Below are 17,545 nucleotides of genomic sequence, written 5' to 3'. Positions count from 1 at the left end.
CTTTGGTAAATTCTATTTTCTCAAAAGAAGACTTTGTTCAAAAATATAAAAAATATCAACTGATGTTAATTTTAGTTAAATAATTTATTAATTGTTGATTAATTTATCAAATATGTTAAGTAAAACTAAATTTTAATAAATTTCGCAATTGAAAGTTTTAAAAAAAATGAATATTTCATATTGAAGCAAAGCTTATTTTTGACTAAAAAACACCCAAAAACAGCTTTTAAAGTCTAAATTCTATGTAATCACTTTAATCCTCAATTTAAAATCGGTTTTATTACAAACAAATAATTTTTTGTTAAACACACAATTGTAATTACCTTTGGTGCGTTATTTGACAATGATAAAAAAATTGGAAATGAAAAAATATATTATAGCGGCTGCACTGATCTTCGGAACGGGTGCAGTGATTACCACAAGCTTGCATTCTTGCTCTACGCTTGCTACGACAGATCTTGGACTGGCAGTCATTAAAAGAGTTCTATTAGGCGGAATCAACAAAGGAGCCAATATCTACGGTAACAAAGAAGCTTTCTTACAAAATAATTTAGTAGATAAAGCTTTACCAAAAGAACTGAGAGACATCAACACTACTTTAGAAAAAATAGCACCATCCATTGTTGCTAAAGAGAGACAATACATTGCTGAAGCTGCAGTTTATACTGTAAATATTTCAAAACCAATTTTAGAAACAGCAGTAAACAGTCTGAATGCGCAAGACGTTACCAGAATTATTCAAGGTGAAAAAGGAACAGCCACTTTAATTCTGAAAGAAAAAACGCAAACGCAACTTGTTGCCGCAATTGCACCAAGAGTTGAAGAGGAACTTAATAAATATGGCATTGTAAAAACAATTAATACGGCATTATCAGGAACCAATCTTTTGGGTAGTCTTTTGGGCGGCAATAGAACCAATGTGAATGCCGGCGGATTGAGCATGTTGGCTTCAGAGCAAATTGTAAACGGCCTTTTTAATATCATCGAAGATCACGAAAAGCAAAATTCTGCGTCTTTACTCGCGCCGTTTGGAAAATAGGCTGATTTTCGTTAAATTTATACATAATTAAGGAAGAAAATGGAAATATTACAAGGAAATGAAAACACAAATCCTGAAGAATTTTATAAATCATTAAAGGAAAAACTGGAAAATCAACATGATTTCCCGGAAGACTATTTGTTTAAATTTATTATTCCTACAGACCAGGCCAGGCTTACAGAAATTTACAAAGTTTTTGACGGTATCAAGTTTACACTGGGAAACCGTGAAAGTAAAAACGGGAAATATACCGCATGTAATGTGAATGCTTTTGTTTTGGATGCAGATCAGGTAATCAAAATTTATCAGGAAGTGGCAAAAATTGAAGGCGTTATTTTACTTTAATTAAAAATAAGAGCAATAAAAAAGGTTAGTTTTCACAACTAACCTTTTCTTTTTTATACAGATTTTAATCTATTTTTCAATAAAAAACTTTACGTTTTCAAGAGGTCTTCCCAGCATAGCAACCGAGCCTTTTATAATGATTGGTCTCTGTATCAAAGAGGGGTTTTCAGACAAAATCTGAAGCCATTCTTCTTCCGAATGATCTTTTCCTGCAAATTTTTCCAGATAGAGTTTCTCTTCTTTTCTTATAATATGAAAGACACTTTGATTCATTTTCTTCAGAACCGTTTTAAGTTCCAAAACGCTTAAAGGATCTTCCACGATATTGATGATTTCAAACTGAACACCATTTTCGTCCAAATACTCTAAAACAGCATTTGATTTTGAACAATTACCGTTGTGTAAGACCTTAATCATCATAATAAAATTTAAGCTGGTTATTTAAAACAAACCGTTCAGTTCAGCATCTATTTTTTCTAAAACAAATCCGAAATCTTCCGGTCTTTCTACAAAATCAAGATCATCTACTTCTATGATCAATAATTTCCCTTCTGTATAATCTGAAATCCATTTTTCATATTTCTGATTCAGCTTAGAAAGATATTCTATACTGATTGAAGCTTCATATTCTCTTCCTCTTTTATAGATTTTTTTGACCAGATTGGGCACGTCAGATTTAAGATAAATAAGCAAATCGGGTGCCGAAACAAAAGTTTTCATCAGATCAAAAAGCGATGCATAATTTTTGAAATCCCTGTCAGACAAAAGCTTCATATCATTCAGGTTTTCTGCAAAAATGTGCGCATCTTCATAGATTGTACGATCCTGAATTATGTTTTTCCCACTTTCTCTGATTTCCTTTACCTGACGGAATCTGCTTCCCAGAAAATAAATCTGCAATGCAAAACTCCACTTACTCATATCTGCGTAAAAATCTTCCAGATAAGGATTATGATCTACATCTTCAAACTGGGCATCCCAACCGTAATGTTTGGCAAGCATCGTCGTTAAAGTAGTTTTTCCTGCACCAATGTTCCCTGTAACTGCAATATGCATATTTATCTCTTTATTTTGAAATGTTAAAATCTAAAATCCCAAGTCCTGAATTTCATCCATTATTTTAAGAATATCCGATTTTTCAGATCTTTCTTTTTCAAGTTTTTCAATGGATTTTTCAAGTTCTTTTTTCTGGTTTTCGGCTTCTTTAAGTTTTTTAATATCAGCGATATCTTCAAGGCTGTAAAGATAGAGTTTGTTGCCTTTTATTTCAAAATATGATAACGAATTTTTATCCACAATCTGAGCCTCAGGATCTTCAAAAATTTTGACTAATCCTTTTTCAGGAATGTATTTGAATATGGTATTTTTAGCGATAATTAAAATTACTTCATTTTCTCTGCGGAAACGTTTGGCATTTTCCATCGGAGCTTCAAAAATTTTTTCGAACTTTAAATTGTAAACACTGAATTTATTTTTAGATAAAATATATACCTTAGTTTCGAAAACCAAAAGATCAATAACCTCATCAAAACTGGCATCAAAAGGATAAGAATTGATGGTTGTTTCGTTCCTGAAATTGTACTGCAGAAGACGTTTTGCACTTTCATCAAGCAGCCAAATCTGTTGTAGATCTTCTGCGTAAGCGTGTTTTATAAAACTGAATTTCTGCTTAAAATCAAACCTCTGAATATCATTAAGATTTTGATCGACAAATTTTATTTCCTGCGCATTTTCAGAGAAAAGAGCCACAGTTAAAGGATTTTGTACTCCCTGAACTTTATAGGGAACCGTAAACATCATTTTCCCTAACTGTCTTCCCAAAGAATCGTATTTGGTGAAACTGAAATCTTTGTTTCTGTAGAGATATACGCTTCCGTAATCGTCTGCAAACATATCTCTTGTTTCCTTTAGTTTTAACGTATCAAAAGGAAGTACCTTCTGCGCAGAAACCGAACAGAAAATAAATACAAGAAAAAGAGATATTAATTTCAAAAAAAATCTTTTTTACCAAGATAGCGCTCCAAAAGGAACGCTACCAATTTACACACTTTATTTTATTCAATCTGAACTCGCTTTCAATTTTAACTATTTGATGGCAACTTCATAGATTTTAGACCATTTTTTTCCGGTAACTACCATGTTATCACCTTTGAAACCTATTCCGTTTAATACATTTTCGCTGTCTGCCTTGGTAAAAGGATCGGCAATTTTTGTAAAATCAAATTTCCCGACAACTTCTCCGTTTGCAGGATTAATTTTTAAAATTATCGGTTTGTGCCAAACATTTGCATAGATAAATCCTTTATAATATTCCAACTCGTTTAATTGATCATATACTGAAGTATTTCCTGCCACAGAAATATATTTCACCATTTTCGAAGGATCTTTTGCATCTAAAAAGTAAAGATTTTTTGTACCGTCAGAAGCAATAAGATTTTTACCGTCATAAGTTAAACCCCAACCCTGCACCATCATATCCGGGTAGGCAAATTCTGAAACCAGGTTCAAAGTATTTTTATCATAAACAAGTCCTTTTTTGTTTTCCCAAGTCAGCTGATACACTTTATCGCCAGCAATTGTACTTCCTTCAGAAAAAACATCATCAGGTTGTTTTGTTTCTTTTATCGGAGTGTTTTCTCCAAGTTTATAAGTGATCAATCTTGACGAACCGTATTGTCCTTCACTTTCATACACTGTATTGCCATCAATCTGGAAACCTTGTGTAAAGTTTTCCGGATCGTGCGGATATTCAGCAACTACTTCATAGTTTAAGTTTTGCTCAGGGCTTTTGCTGTATACATTAATAGTTGCATCCTGATATAAAGTTTCGCCACCTTTAGTTTTAATATTAAAAGTTACGGCATTATCACCTAGCGTAAAATATTTAGGGTCTACAATAAGGCTTGTAGACTCTTTTTCTCCAAAACTGATGGTAATGCTTTCTGCATTATCTAAAACGTCTTTAGGAATATCCAGCTTATCACCAAAATGGTAACCTGTAGTTTCCATTGATGCGTTATAATCAGCTAAAGAAGTCAATATTTTTTCGTCGTTTTTACAAGACATTACCATAAGTAAAGCTGCAAAACCTACAATTATCTTATTTTTCATTTTTATTTCTAAAATTTCACCAAAAATAGCAAATTTTATTCCTCTCTGCTAATTTATAATGCAGCTTGCTCGATTGAAGAACAGATGTATTTAAATTTAATGGGCAAAACCTGTAATCTTGGCTTCATCAAAATCGAGCTGCATTTCTATCGTTCGCAAAACATGATCGTCAAAAACTTTTTCACGTTTTATGCGATGAAGTTCGTTTCTCTGCGCCTGAATGACTTGTCTCAAAACATCTTTATTTTCATTCATTGCTGATGCATAATCTACCGCCGAGCCCATACATTGTGCTTTATCGGCAATTAATTTCATTTCATTTTCCAGTTTATAAATCTGATGCCTTACGAGACTGTTGTTTTCAGACAATTCGGAGAAATCTGAAGTCAGTTTTTCAAGTGCAGTTTCTTTTAATTTTTTCATTAAAATAGCTTCCTGCTTTTCTTCGGGAAGTTCACTTCCTGCATCTTCAATTTTTAAGAATTTTAAAATTGGCGAAAGCAATAATCCTTGCCCAACCAAAGTAATCAGAATAATAACAAAAGTCACAAACAGAATAATATTTCTGTGTGGAAATGCTTCTCCCGGACTTATATAAACAGGAATTGAAAGTGCAGCTGCCAAAGAAACTACGCCTCTCATTGCTGCAAAACTGATGATAAATGGTTCTTTCCAATCTGGTTTCGGATTTTCCTGCCGTACTTTTTTAGACAAAAGTCTTGGAACATAAACAATCGCATAACTGTAAGCTAAACGTGTGAAAATAATAGCGCCCCCAATCACAATACTGTAAAAAATACCTTCTGAAATTGTGTAATCTTTCATTGCGGCAACTACAATTGGTAATTCAAGTCCTATCAAAATGAAAATAATGGTATTCATTAAGAAAATAATGACACTCCAGACATTTCCGGTCTGAATTCTCGACGTATGGCTTAAATAACAATGCGAATTATAAGACATCAACAAACCTCCAGCAACAACCGCCAAAACTCCTGAAAAATGAAAATGTTCTGCCGCAACATACATTACATACGGAACAATCAGAGTAATTACCGTATCAATATTGGAATTGGAAGGAATTAATCTTAAAAATTTTCCAAAAACAAAACCTGCTCCGATTCCTACAGCGACACCACCAATCGCCATTGTAAAGAAATCGGTTACCGCTTCACGGAAAATAAATTGTCCTGAAATTACCGCAGCCAAAGCAAATTTAAATACAATTAAACTCGATGCATCATTAATCAAACTTTCGCCTTCTAAAATGGTCGTAATTTTTTTTGGAATTTTCATGTTTTTTAAAACAGACGTTGCTGCGACCGCATCCGGAGGAGAATTTACACCACCCAAAAGAAATCCCATTGCAACAGTTAATCCCGGAATAATGGATGACGAAAGATAGGCAACGACAATCGATGTTAAGAAAACCAATCCGAATGCCATTGAAAATATCTGTTTTCGCCATTTATGAAAATCCTGCCACGAAGTAAACCAGGCCGCTTCAAATAAAATGGGCGGAAGAAATATGAGAAATACCAAATCGGGCTCAATTTCTATTTGCGGCATTCCCGGAATGAAGCTTACGAGTAAACCTGCAATCACAAGAAAAATCGGATAAGCTACTTTGAGCTTCTGCCCTACCATCACCAAAATCATCACCGATAAAAGTACAGCGATGGAAATAATTACATAATCGTGAATCATGGTCTGTGATTATTTAGTTGTTATAACAAAGTATTTTAGTTTTTTTGAGTTTTGAAAACTCTTTAAAGATTCTGTTTTTAAAGACCGAATCAACGTCTTTTTTACTTTAATTTTTTGAGACATAAATTTTAACCGCAAAAGCTACAAAAGGAATAATTGAAGAAAGAGGATTTCAAAGGTTGCAAAAGGTAATATTTTACTTCATTTACAATTTTGGAAACTTTTGAACAACTTAAGGCTTATAAAATCTTTTGTTTCTTTTGCGGTTTAAAAAAAATTAATTTTTAGTAAAAGGTATATTATTATAAAAACCGATTTGAATTTGTCCGCGGTTTTTATTTTCCTGCAGCTGATTCATATATCCTGCTTCAATTCTCATATTTTTATTAATGATAAATCCTAACGCTCCATAAACTCGATTTCTATCGAAAACAGGACTGTCTAAATTAAGAAAAATCTCATTATAAGCTGAAAGATACAGTGTTTTGGGCAACATTTCTTTGTTATTGATCGGAATATTCAATCCCAATAAATAACGGAACCTCATCCTGAAATCATCCTGTAAAAAACGTTCTTCTAAACGGTAACGATGCTGTAGATTAAATCTTCCGAACTTCTGTTTTGTAATAAACTGCTGGAAAATACGGTGCTCAATATTTTCTGATTTTTCACCATTTACATAAGGCTGGCTCAAAATAAAACCATAACCCAACAAAACATTATTGTTGTTTTCCGTAAGATCATAACCAATTCCGGTACGGATTAATAACTGTTCCAAATCACCAATTCCATCGAAATTACGGTATTGAATTTCATTATGGAAATTCAGTTTTTTGCTGATTTTATTATTCCCAAAATACATATACCAAGCTCCCAAATCACTTTCCTGAGCAAATGACAGAACGCTTCCAAAACACAAAACAGAAACAGCTAACTTTTTAAAAAACTTCATAATTTTTATTATTACTTTTCTTTTGCCTCGACATCGAAAATTCGGCAAAGTGAAACAAAAGAAACAAAAATTCAAGACCTAAAAATTCGTTGCTAAAACCAAAGGTTTCGATTTTCTTAGTCAAATTAATATTTTACATAATAGAATGAATTATTTCATTCATCTATCGTATTCAACAAAATTAATATTAAAAATCTATAACACCAAAAGAATCATTGATTGAATTTTTTAATAAATCTGAGTTTACTAATTTATTAGTGAATTAAAATCATTGTAATTTTAATTACAATGAAAAATGGATACTGTTTTATTTTTTAACGCAAAGGCGCAAAGTTTTTATTTAAAATGTTTGAAAATATTTTTCGTTCGCAAAGACGTGTCACACATCGAAGAAAAACCAATTTCTTCATCATTAAAGTATTCATAAAACAATAACCGACAGATGATTGCCGGTTATTGTTTTTTTATATTCACATTTAGAATCTAAATTTTATGGATGTTGCTGCATTTTCGCAGGATCATCATAATTTACCATCCAGTTAATGTCAAATTTATCGGTAAACATTCCGAAATACGCTCCCCAGAAAGTGTCTTCAAGAGGCATTGTAACATTTCCACCTTCAGATAGTCCGTTGAAAAGTTTATCGGCTTCCTCTTTAGAATCTGCATTAATAGATACTGAAAAATTATTTCCAACCTTTAAGCTTGAAGACCATTCTCCGCCAGTATCACTTCCCATCAACATTGTTTCTTTTGAAATCGGAAGTGAGACGTGCATAATTTTGTCTTTATCTTCAGAAGACATTTCTTTTACTTCCTGCGGAGGCATTTCTCCAAAAGTTCCGATGTAAGGATATTCGCCGCCGAAAACCGATTTGTAAAAATCGAAAGCTTCTCTGCAGTTTCCGTTGAAGGTAAGATAAACATTTACTGTTGCCATAATATAGTTTTTATTTGATTTTGAGATTGGAATACGGGTCTCGAGATACAAGATTCGGAACGTGCGTTTGGCGTGCGGAACTCGTAACACGAATCTCGAGGCTCGAGTTAACGATGCTGATCGATAAGAATCATGTTTCCATCGGGATCTTTCAAGAAAATATGTTCCGGACCGGAGGTGGTTTCGTCTGCGGTTTTATTTAATTCTACTCCACTTTCTTTCAGTTTTTTCTGAATTTCTCTTACATCATCAAATTCTTCAAGATTCTGAGCATTCTCGTCCCATCCCGGATTGAATGTCAACATATTTCCATCGAACATTGCCTGAAAGAGACCGATTAACGTACTTCCGTTTTTCATGATGAGATAATTATTTTCCATACCTCCGCCCATCGCAGAGAAGCCTAGTTTTTCGTAAAACTCTTTAGATTTAGAAAGGTCTTTTACACTTAAACTTAGCGAAAATACACCTAATTTCATATGTTCTTTTTATTGTTTTTTATTTGCAATATGCATCGCCTTTTTCTGATTGTTTCTGAAGTAATCAAGGCGATTTCATATCTTTTATTTTTTATTTAAAGCCAATTTGTATCCTCCTAAAACCAGTGTCCAAACTAAAATCCCGAGAATCCAAAACCAGATAGGTGTTGGTAAAACCGTCATATTGTAAATCGTAAAAACAAGAAAAACAATTCCGCAAATTATTGCTGCAGTAGGTTTGCCGTCTTTTGAAATTTTAGTAGCAATAAATCCTGCTACCAAAGCGCCCACAGCATAGCCAACAATCACCATAAACTTCCCTAAAAAGGGTAAAGCCTGAACATACGCCTTGAATCCTTCCATGTCATTTGGCTTGATCCCATCAGGATAAGGGAACATCAAATGATTAATCGTTTCAATCGCCCAGATACAAATGGATGCAGCGATAACTCCGGCAAAAACAGCCAGTATTTTTCTTACCATAATTATTGATTTTTTAAGCGTGTTTTAAAATCCAAAGTTTTGTCGTAGCTTTTCCAGTCGCCAATCAATTCGATATATTGGCTTTGAATTTTTTCGGATGTTTTGTTCCATTTAAAAGTATAAATAAATTTACCTGTAAAAACTCCGGAATGTTTGCCTTTGTTTTCTTCTACCAACTCATAATCTCCATAAACAACACCTTTTTTCTTGGCATCTTTGTATTTGGTGATTTTAAGTTTCCCTTCAAATTTTGAGTAGTTATTCTCCACGACTGTATATCCTGAAACGAAATATTCCTGATCGTTTTTCTTATCCTGCTCAGAAATATTTATTTTAAGCTTAATAACTTCTTTATCGTTACCGATCGTTCCTACATAAGGTTTTGAATTATTCAGCCAAACGCTAGAAATATTCGGCATTTGTGCAAAAGCAAAATTGGAAACGAGAATAATGAAGAATAAAATTTTTCTCATGTTTTGTGGTTTTTAAACTCCGAACTGGCTCAGATGGTGATTAAGATGTTTAGCAAGCATATTATTCCATTCCTGAGAATTTAGTTTTCCAAAAGAAAAAGATTCTTTACCGTCAAAAGCTGTAGCACCCAACTGCTGAGTTTTTTGAATGTAGCCGATCAGTCTCTTTTTTTCCTCCTCAAAATTTCGTCTTTCTTTGATTAAAAACTGAGGTGCAGTAGGAGAATCATGCGGATATGCTTTTTCGCCTACCACTTTTGGTTTTACGAAAGTTTTTAAAATAAACTTGGCAATAGCTCCCGGTTTTTTGTGTTTTTCGGGCTCGTAAACCATTTCGTAAGACACGCAACAGTGTGCCAACATCTGATCTACCGTCATTCTCCCCCACAAACCGTGCGTTTCTTCTACAAGATTATTGATTCTATTGATATAATTCTGAGCATCTTTTGCGTCAAATACGTTTTCCATTTTAGTCTAAATCTTTGAAAACAAATATATCAGTTTTTTTGTTTCGTTTAAAGATTTTTTTTGAATTTGAACGGTGAATTATCAATAAAATATTTGGATGAAAAACTTCTCTATTTTTAGTTTGCTTAAATGAAAAGCAAGACAAAGAATAATGTATTAGTGTATTAAAATTAAGCAAATAAAGGCGTTTCAATTATTTTTGAAAGACAAGGATGTAAATACACAACATTTACGAAAAATTGGATAAATAAAAAGCTCCATGTAAATTTACACGGAGCCTAACTATTTATTTTTGAGTTGCTTTTTTCATTGCTGTATCGGGACGCAAAATTCTGTATCGAACTTCTAAGTCTTTAGGTACATAAAAAACCAATGGTAACTTGCTGTTGTATCTTACAATTTCGGGTTGTAATGAAACAAACTTCTTTGTTTTTTTCTGATCCGGACAAGCCATTAAAGTTCCGCCCGTTTCTCCGCTTGATTCTATTTCATAATAACTGTATCCCCAGCCTTGCAAATCTTGAGTGTTTACTTTTCCCATTAGAAAATGCTTATTACAATCCAACATTTTTTCAGCTCCTACAAAGAATTCAACCTTCAAATCGTTTTCATTTTTTGCAACAGGCAATTGGATATAAACTTGCTTAAAACCTTCTTTAGCTTTTGGAAACATCTCTATTTGCAGTTTTTCAAATTTTTCTGTTTTTTTCTTCTGAGCAGACACATTACCTACTACAACCATCATCAATACTACAGATACTGCTTTTAAAAATTTCATAATTGTTTGATTTAAAATTACAAATTCCTTACGCTCAAAAATTATTCCACAATCACTACATTGCTGCCTTTTGTATGCGAATTCATCTGCGGCGCATAGTAGTTTTGAATAGTGGTAATTCCGTTAGAAAATTTCCCTGATGCATTGGCTACATAATCATATTCGAACACATATTTTCCTTTTGGCATATACTGGATATAGAAGTTTGTAGACGCATCTTTCGTCGATTGGTAATATCCCAGACTATTATTCCACTGATAACCGGAAAGCACATTCAATGGCTCAAAACCTGCAGCACGCATATCTTTAATGTGAATAAATTCCATCGCACGATCTGTATTCAATATCATTCTTACCGTTACTTTATCGCCAACTTTCAGCGGAGTATCGGGAGAAATTTTCTGTAATTCTTCACCGTTTACTGATTTTACTTTTTTATACAGTTCTTTTACAACAGAGATATAATTTTCAGAAGATTTTATTTTATCTAAATCTTCATAATATTGCCAGAATAAACCTCCCTGCACAATTCCTGCGCCCGGTTTTGTAACGGTAACCGTTGCAAGATTTTTATCTAAAACATCTGTTTTTACAGCAGATTTCACATAACCTGTTGCTTGAGTTTCCGGTTTCAATTCTTTTCCGCCCCAAATAATGGTTGCTTTATCGCTTTCTGCTGAAGTCCAAGATTTTCCTGAATTTAAAATCGTGAAAATCACTTCTGAAGTTCCTCTTGAGCTTCCCCAAGAATTGACTTCTTTCTGAGTAATCAACCAGATTTTCATGTCTTCGATGAATTTCTGATCGTTTGGTTTAAGTTTATTGAAAGTTTCCAAAGCTCCTGCGTGATTCACAACTTTCGAACTAAACCAACCCCAGTCATCAAGATTTTGTTTCCAATAAATTCCCTGCGTTTTAGAATCTACTGAAGTTTCTTTTAAATAATTTAATAATTTATCTGAAACATCTTTTAAGCCATAATCGTTCATTAATAAAGCTGCACGATGCAATCCGAAGAATGTAAAATCAGTAATTTTGGTTGTTTTAGCTTTTTGTTTTAATAAAGATTTCAGCGTTGTTCCTTTTCCTTTTAAAGGATATTGTTTTTCCCAATAATTGCGGGTATCAAGATAATCTAAAGTCCAGTTATTGATTACATTTTCTTTTTTAACATCAGTGTATTTATTGATTTCACTATCAACATAACCAATCAGTTTTGCTACCAATTCTTTCTGTTCAGAAGACTGATAGTCTTTCACATTATCTTTTAGCCAACCATTTATTTTTCCTAAATTTTTAAGAATATAAAGAGACGTTCCGTACGAACTCGGATACCCCTGATACCAAGAAAAACCACCATCCGGATTTTGCAGTTTTTTGAAATCATTCCAATCCTGATTGATCGCATTTCGCATATTATTCGTATCAAACAACAATGCTAATTTTGCCATCTGCTCCTGTTCGTTTTTACTTTCTAAAACCCAAGGCGTTTCTTCGAGCAACAACTGCTTCAGCTCCTGATTTTTCTCAAGATTTGAGCTTAATAATCCTTTACTTTGATATTCTTCAAAAACTGTTTTCAGTTTCGGATTTGCTTTAAAAATTTCTGAAGCCAAAACATCGGCAAACCATTTATTAAAGACTACATCTGCAGAACTATTCTGGTCATTTTTCAGACTTGGAAGCGCAAACATAATTTCCCAAATCGGATTGGTTGTCAATTCTAAAGTATTTGAAACATTAGAAATGGTTGTCGAGTTTGTATTTTTAAGATTGTCTAAAACAAAAGTTTTCGTTTCACCTTCTTTTACAAAGATCGGAACTGCATCGGTCACCAACATTCTGTTTGGTAAAACCGGAATTGCTTTTTGCTCACCATCAGAATATTTTCCGGCTTTTGCAACGACTTTTAAAATGATTGATGAAACATTATTCGGCACTTTTATTTTCCAGGTTAGTGCAGAGTTTCCATTTTCGTTTAATGAAAAAGCTTGCTCCTTATTATAACCGGAAACTGCCGTCAAAGTACTCAATCCAAACTTCTCTGAAATGTCTTCATTGGTAAATGCATCTAAAATCTGCAGTTGCGCAGAACCATTCATTTTTTTGCTTGTTAAATTTGATAGTTTTGACTGAAGATTCAATTCATCGCCTTCTCTCAAAAATCGTGGATAATTTGGAGTAACGGAAAATTCTTTCTGCGTCACCACTTCTTTTTCCAATGTTGTTGCTCTTGCATCTTTTGTGTGAGCCAAAAACATCAATTTCCATTTTGTAAGAGCTTCGGGAGACGTGAATTCGAAGTTGACACTTCCTTCTGCATCGGTTTTTAAATCAGGATAGAAGAATGCAGTTTCGTTTAAGTTTTGACGAACTGGGATTTCATTTAAATTTTCTTTATCTGTAATATCATAAGAATCTACAAATTGCTTTTTCTCCTCTTCTGTTAATTGTCTTCCTGAATTTATAATATCTATTGCTTCATCATCCATTCTTAGAGATTCCAATTTCATTCTCGCCGTACTTGCTTTTGCTCCTGCAATTGGTGGTGGCGGTGGCGCAGAATATGCTGCTGCTTTTACTCCTTCCTGACTGACCATTCTCGTTGTGGTTTCCAATTGTCTGCTGTAATCTGTAAAGTAAATGTTTCCATCAAACCAATTAAACTGGGGAACTTCTACATATTTCCCATCAAAATACTCCATTCTGCTTTGAAAATATTTTTCTTCAAGGCCGGTACGAATTGCGTAAGAAGATATAAATGAATAAGGTCTGTACAGTTTTTGCCAGTTAAAAGTATTTACAGAAAACTGATCCAACGACATATCGTACATATTGGCTAAAACCTCAGCATTGATTTTTTCTTTGTCGTTACCTGAAACTTTTACCGTCCATTTTTCTTTAGAATTGGGTTCTATTTTATCTCTAAATGTTACCGTTTCTATTTTCAATGGCTGCTCTGTATCTTTAATTTTTAAATTAACCGTTTCGGTCTGAATATCATTAAATGAAGCCAACTGAAACTGAATATTTAAACCCGTTACATTTTTATCATTTGGAATTTCAGTTTCATATTCGAGCACTCCATTTTTAAACTGATGAACTTCGTTAACTGTTTTTCCTAAACCATTTTGCAGGAAAACATTTACTAAAGCATTCGGAATTGATGAATAAACATAAATTTTCGCTTTTTCACCTCGAGAAACCTCATCTTTTGGTTCTAAAACCGTTAAGAAAGTTTTCTGACCTGGCTTTAAAGATTTCTTATCCCAAACACTGAAATTCTGTGAGGTTTTTATCGTGTCTTTACCTTCAATATTATATAATTCTAATTGATAATCTCCGGCTTCCAGTTTCCCTAAATCTAGAGATTCTTCATTTTTTTGTGTTCCATTCAGAATGACAGAAGATGTTTTCCAGTTTCTTAATTCATCATTTTTATCATACAAATCATGTGGAAATTTGCTGATAAACTCTTCTTTTGAAAATTTCGGCAAACTCTGAACTTCTGTTTTGAAGTTATCTCTAAAAATCCTGTTCGGAGTTTCCAGTTTTGAAAGTTTTACCTGATAAGACTTTTTAAGATTTTGATCGTTGTAATTTTTGGTTTCAACTTTTACTTTTATGTTGTCATCTGCAAAAGTATTTTTAATCTCATCTGCTTTTATGTAATGAGAAACCGAAGCCACTTTCAAATTGGTATTCGCAGTTTGTGTTTCGCCGTTGATATCAGTGACAGAAGCGTTGATTTGATAAATATCTATCTGAATTCCTTCTATGTTTTCATCTTTTTTAAGATCTAATTTTATGATAAACTCTCCTTTTTCATTGGTTTTTACTTCGCCGAGAATCGAGTTTTCGTTATCATTATCATTCGGATACCAAGGGAAATATCTCCAACGTATGTTTTGTTTTTTGATTTCGTAGTTAACGTTCGTATTACTCAAAGCCACGCCCGAAAACATCATTGCTTTACCTTTCAGCTCAATCGTTTGACCGTATTTATATTCATCTTTTACAGGATCAAAAGTCACTTCAAATTTCGGACGTTTATATTCTTCAACCTTAATATATTTGTAGCCATTAGAATTTCCATCAGTTGAGATTGTAAAATTTCCGTTCAGTTTTCCTTTTGGCAAACTAAAACTTCCGTGATAAGAACCGAATTCATTAGTTGTGAAATCTTGTACCGAAACCTCCTGATTATTGGCATCTTTCAACGTTATTTTCTGCTTAAAATTTGCTACAACCGATTCTATTTCTTTATCTATTTTGGTATTAATTACTTTAAAATATACGGTCTGTCCGGGCCTGTAAATTGCTCTGTCCGTAAAAATCTGAGCTTTTGTGCGGGTTTGTTTGTTGGGATTATATATTTCCCGATTATTGTTGCCATACATTTGCATCAACTGAAAATCGTTGGTTTTCGGCTGTTGAATTAAAAAAGCTCTGTAGTAATCTTTATTATTGGTCGCTGGAAATTTAAAAACACCTTTATCATTGGTTTTACCGACAACTTTATTTAATGCTTTATTTTCTACAAATTCATAAAATGTAAGATCTTCATTAGTGATTGGCTGGCCGTTTTCTGAGCTGATTAATTTCAATTCATTAGAAAGGGTATTGCTTGCGTTGATATTATGATAAATAATTTTATGATTTGAAACTATAAAATAAAAATTATGATCACTATTCTCTTCAGGTTTCGAACCGGAAACTTCATATTCTGCAACATAAATTCCGGAAGGAAGCGCCTTCATTTCAATCGAAGTTTTATGAACCTGATAATCCTGGGGATCATTCAACTGAAAAACTTCTTTTCTTACCAACGTTTTTTTAACTTTTGAGTACGCATCGTTGTAAGGATTTCTTGCATATTGCATCAACGGTAAAAGATTGTCTTTCACTTCATAGATATTCACAGAAAATTCTTTCACGTTTTTAAACTCAGCAACCAAATGAATCGGAAGATTAGGCTGAGTCTGCTCTTCATATTTGAAACTTAATAAAGGATTAACAATCTGAGTTTCTTTATTCTTGATATTTTGAATGAAAGGCGATTTAGGATATTGATTTTTGAGAGAATTGACAAGCTGAAGTGCCTCTTTTTCTTTATTTCCTGTAATTAATTCATTTATTATTTCTTCTCCAATAAGCACTTTGTAATCACCTTCAATATTAGATTTCATCAGATTCTGAAGCTGTACCAATTTATCTTTACAAGAATTGAAAATACAATTTTCAGACAGTTTCTGATGCATGAAGTAGAGCTTTTGGTTGCCTGTACTTTTAGCAATTAATTCATCAAAAATTGCATTGATTAAAACTCTGTTCTCAGCAAGTTCGTTCTTTGTAAACAATTCGTTATTCGATAAAAAATTCACTTTTTTCAGAGAATACCAGTCCTGCAAAGTAGAGAAATAAGAAATATCTTCTGTATTCGAAAAAATATCTTTGTATTTTAACAAAGATATTTTGTTCATCGCCTGATTTTGTTGGTCAAGCTCCTTAAAATTTTGAATTAAATAATTTTTAAAATCAAGCTTGCTCCATGTTTCAATTTGAGAAACATCTTGAGAATTCATATTGGTTCTGCCGTTGATTTTCCACGAATGCTGATTATAATAATCGAACATAAAACCAGACAACAAAACCTTATACACTAAAAGATCATCGCCTTTCAGATTCTTTTCTGTAGTTTGTAGTTTCGCAAAAAACTTCGATGCCGAATCATTTTTTTCGTCATCAATCGTCTGGTTTACAATACTGAATTCTGCTTTCAGAGAGCGAATCAACTGTAGCGCATTATTTTCTTTCATAGCTTGTTTTTGAATGTCTAAAACAACCGGAAGATTTGATTTGTAAGTTCCTTTTTCGTAGTTTTCTTGTATTTTTTTCCATTGCGTATCGTAATACTTTTGACTAAAAGCATTAGAAAAACACGATAAAAATAGGATCAGGAACAAAACCTTGGAAAATCTTTGCATAAGTGTTATTTTTGATAAATGAATTGTTTAAAAGTACTGAAAAAATATGTCATAGACAGCCAACTTTACGTGTCCTTAATGGGTACAGTTTTCGCAGTATTTTTCATGCTTGAGCAAAACACATTCCGTTTCCCTTCTACTCTTTTGATATTCATCACTTATTTCAGTGGCTATCTTTATACAAAATACCAAAACACAAAATATTTTTACAAAATTTTATTATTAAATATTGTCACCGGAATTATTTCTGCGGCTTTAATTATTTTTAATCATAATGAAATACGTTTGGTAAAATGGTTTGTCATTGTCGTTTTAGGATTATTATACAACAGCTTTTTTTTAGAAACGTATATTCGGAAAATTCCTTTGTTAAAAGTATTTTATGTAGGTTTAGTTTGGGCACTGGTCAATTCATGGCTGACTTTACCTGAATTTAATTTGCCTATATTTTTCATCAGTTTCTTTTTTGTGACGGCACTTGTTTTACCATTCGATATTCGGGATATGAAAAGTGACACAATTGAAACATTCCCAAAATTAATTGGCGTTCAAAACACAAAATATCTTGCTTATCTTTTAGTTTTTCTTGCCTGCGTCTTATCTATTTTTTATTTAAAGCTTCAATTTGCTGCCAGCTTTTTTTTAACCTTAATTTTTACCTTTATTCTTATATACTTTTCGAAGAATTCTAATAAAGATTCGTATTATTCTTTTTGGGTTGAGAGTTGTTCGGGGCTTCCTTTTTTGTTTTTAATTATTTATCTTTACTTAAAATTTTGAGTG

At 32.8% G+C, this 17,545-nt stretch carries 16 protein-coding genes; 3 read left to right on the top strand and 13 right to left on the bottom strand.

Annotated elements, in window-relative coordinates:
- Nucleotides 1-361 precede the first annotated feature (361 nt).
- Nucleotides 362-1,039 carry a DUF4197 family protein gene (locus OH814_RS04815; RefSeq protein WP_115622186.1) on the top strand — a complete coding sequence of 226 codons (678 nt, stop codon included), beginning with the start codon at nucleotides 362-364 and terminating at the stop codon, nucleotides 1,037-1,039.
- A 39-nt stretch (nucleotides 1,040-1,078) separates the two neighbouring features.
- On the top strand, nucleotides 1,079-1,384 hold the full coding sequence (locus tag OH814_RS04810; protein WP_076559530.1) for a DUF493 family protein: 306 nt from the start codon (nucleotides 1,079-1,081) through the stop codon (nucleotides 1,382-1,384).
- Nucleotides 1,385-1,453: 69 nt separating this feature from the next.
- On the opposite strand, the gene OH814_RS04805 is transcribed toward OH814_RS04810, so the two are convergent.
- The 13 genes from OH814_RS04805 to OH814_RS04745 all read right to left on the bottom strand — a co-directional run bounded on the left by OH814_RS04805 (nucleotide 1,454) and on the right by OH814_RS04745 (nucleotide 16,762).
- A complete protein-coding gene (locus tag OH814_RS04805; protein ID WP_228428903.1) occupies nucleotides 1,454-1,801 on the bottom strand; it encodes an ArsC/Spx/MgsR family protein in 348 nt (115 codons plus the stop codon).
- A gap of 24 nt (nucleotides 1,802-1,825) precedes the next feature.
- Nucleotides 1,826-2,440, bottom strand: a complete 615-nt coding sequence (locus tag OH814_RS04800; RefSeq protein WP_076559525.1) for a deoxynucleoside kinase — start codon at nucleotides 2,438-2,440, stop codon at nucleotides 1,826-1,828.
- A gap of 30 nt (nucleotides 2,441-2,470) precedes the next feature.
- Nucleotides 2,471-3,376 carry a hypothetical protein gene (locus OH814_RS04795; protein ID WP_308827327.1) on the bottom strand — a complete coding sequence of 302 codons (906 nt, stop codon included), beginning with the start codon at nucleotides 3,374-3,376 and terminating at the stop codon, nucleotides 2,471-2,473.
- Nucleotides 3,377-3,469: 93 nt separating this feature from the next.
- The gene (locus OH814_RS04790; RefSeq protein WP_308827326.1) at nucleotides 3,470-4,495 is read right to left on the bottom strand and encodes a glutaminyl-peptide cyclotransferase; all 1,026 of its coding nucleotides are present in this window, start codon (nucleotides 4,493-4,495) and stop codon (nucleotides 3,470-3,472) included.
- Nucleotides 4,496-4,591: 96 nt separating this feature from the next.
- A complete protein-coding gene (locus OH814_RS04785) occupies nucleotides 4,592-6,202 on the bottom strand; it encodes a Na+/H+ antiporter (RefSeq protein ID WP_308827325.1) in 1,611 nt (536 codons plus the stop codon).
- 277 nt (nucleotides 6,203-6,479) lie between these two features.
- Nucleotides 6,480-7,154, bottom strand: coding sequence for a DUF2490 domain-containing protein (locus tag OH814_RS04780; protein WP_308827324.1), 675 nt, complete (start codon nucleotides 7,152-7,154; stop codon nucleotides 6,480-6,482).
- Nucleotides 7,155-7,644: 490 nt separating this feature from the next.
- Nucleotides 7,645-8,094: a VOC family protein gene (locus OH814_RS04775; protein ID WP_308827323.1), complete on the bottom strand. Its 450-nt coding sequence runs from the start codon at nucleotides 8,092-8,094 to the stop codon at nucleotides 7,645-7,647.
- Nucleotides 8,095-8,201: 107 nt separating this feature from the next.
- Complete coding sequence (locus OH814_RS04770) at nucleotides 8,202-8,573, bottom strand: VOC family protein (protein WP_115621949.1); 372 nt, start codon at nucleotides 8,571-8,573, stop codon at nucleotides 8,202-8,204.
- Nucleotides 8,574-8,657: 84 nt separating this feature from the next.
- Nucleotides 8,658-9,056 (bottom strand): hypothetical protein, encoded by a 399-nt coding sequence (locus tag OH814_RS04765; RefSeq protein WP_308827322.1) that lies wholly within the window; start codon nucleotides 9,054-9,056, stop codon nucleotides 8,658-8,660.
- Between the two features lie 2 nt (nucleotides 9,057-9,058).
- Nucleotides 9,059-9,529 (bottom strand): hypothetical protein, encoded by a 471-nt coding sequence (locus OH814_RS04760; protein ID WP_308827321.1) that lies wholly within the window; start codon nucleotides 9,527-9,529, stop codon nucleotides 9,059-9,061.
- 12 nt (nucleotides 9,530-9,541) lie between these two features.
- Nucleotides 9,542-9,997, bottom strand: a complete 456-nt coding sequence (locus OH814_RS04755) for a DUF1569 domain-containing protein (protein WP_308827320.1) — start codon at nucleotides 9,995-9,997, stop codon at nucleotides 9,542-9,544.
- 286 nt (nucleotides 9,998-10,283) lie between these two features.
- Nucleotides 10,284-10,775, bottom strand: a complete 492-nt coding sequence (gene eco, locus OH814_RS04750) for a serine protease inhibitor ecotin (protein ID WP_308827319.1) — start codon at nucleotides 10,773-10,775, stop codon at nucleotides 10,284-10,286.
- 41 nt (nucleotides 10,776-10,816) lie between these two features.
- Nucleotides 10,817-16,762, bottom strand: a complete 5,946-nt coding sequence (locus tag OH814_RS04745; protein WP_308827318.1) for an alpha-2-macroglobulin family protein — start codon at nucleotides 16,760-16,762, stop codon at nucleotides 10,817-10,819.
- Between the two features lie 18 nt (nucleotides 16,763-16,780).
- Here OH814_RS04745 and OH814_RS04740 point away from each other — a divergent pair, with 18 nt between their 5' ends.
- Nucleotides 16,781-17,542: a hypothetical protein gene (locus OH814_RS04740; RefSeq protein WP_308827317.1), complete on the top strand. Its 762-nt coding sequence runs from the start codon at nucleotides 16,781-16,783 to the stop codon at nucleotides 17,540-17,542.
- Nucleotides 17,543-17,545 lie beyond the last annotated feature (3 nt).

This window comes from Chryseobacterium sp. CFS15 (assembly GCF_031118795.1).
Lineage (GTDB): Bacteria > Bacteroidota > Bacteroidia > Flavobacteriales > Weeksellaceae > Chryseobacterium > Chryseobacterium indoltheticum.
This window is presented reverse-complemented; position numbering and strand designations above follow the sequence as displayed.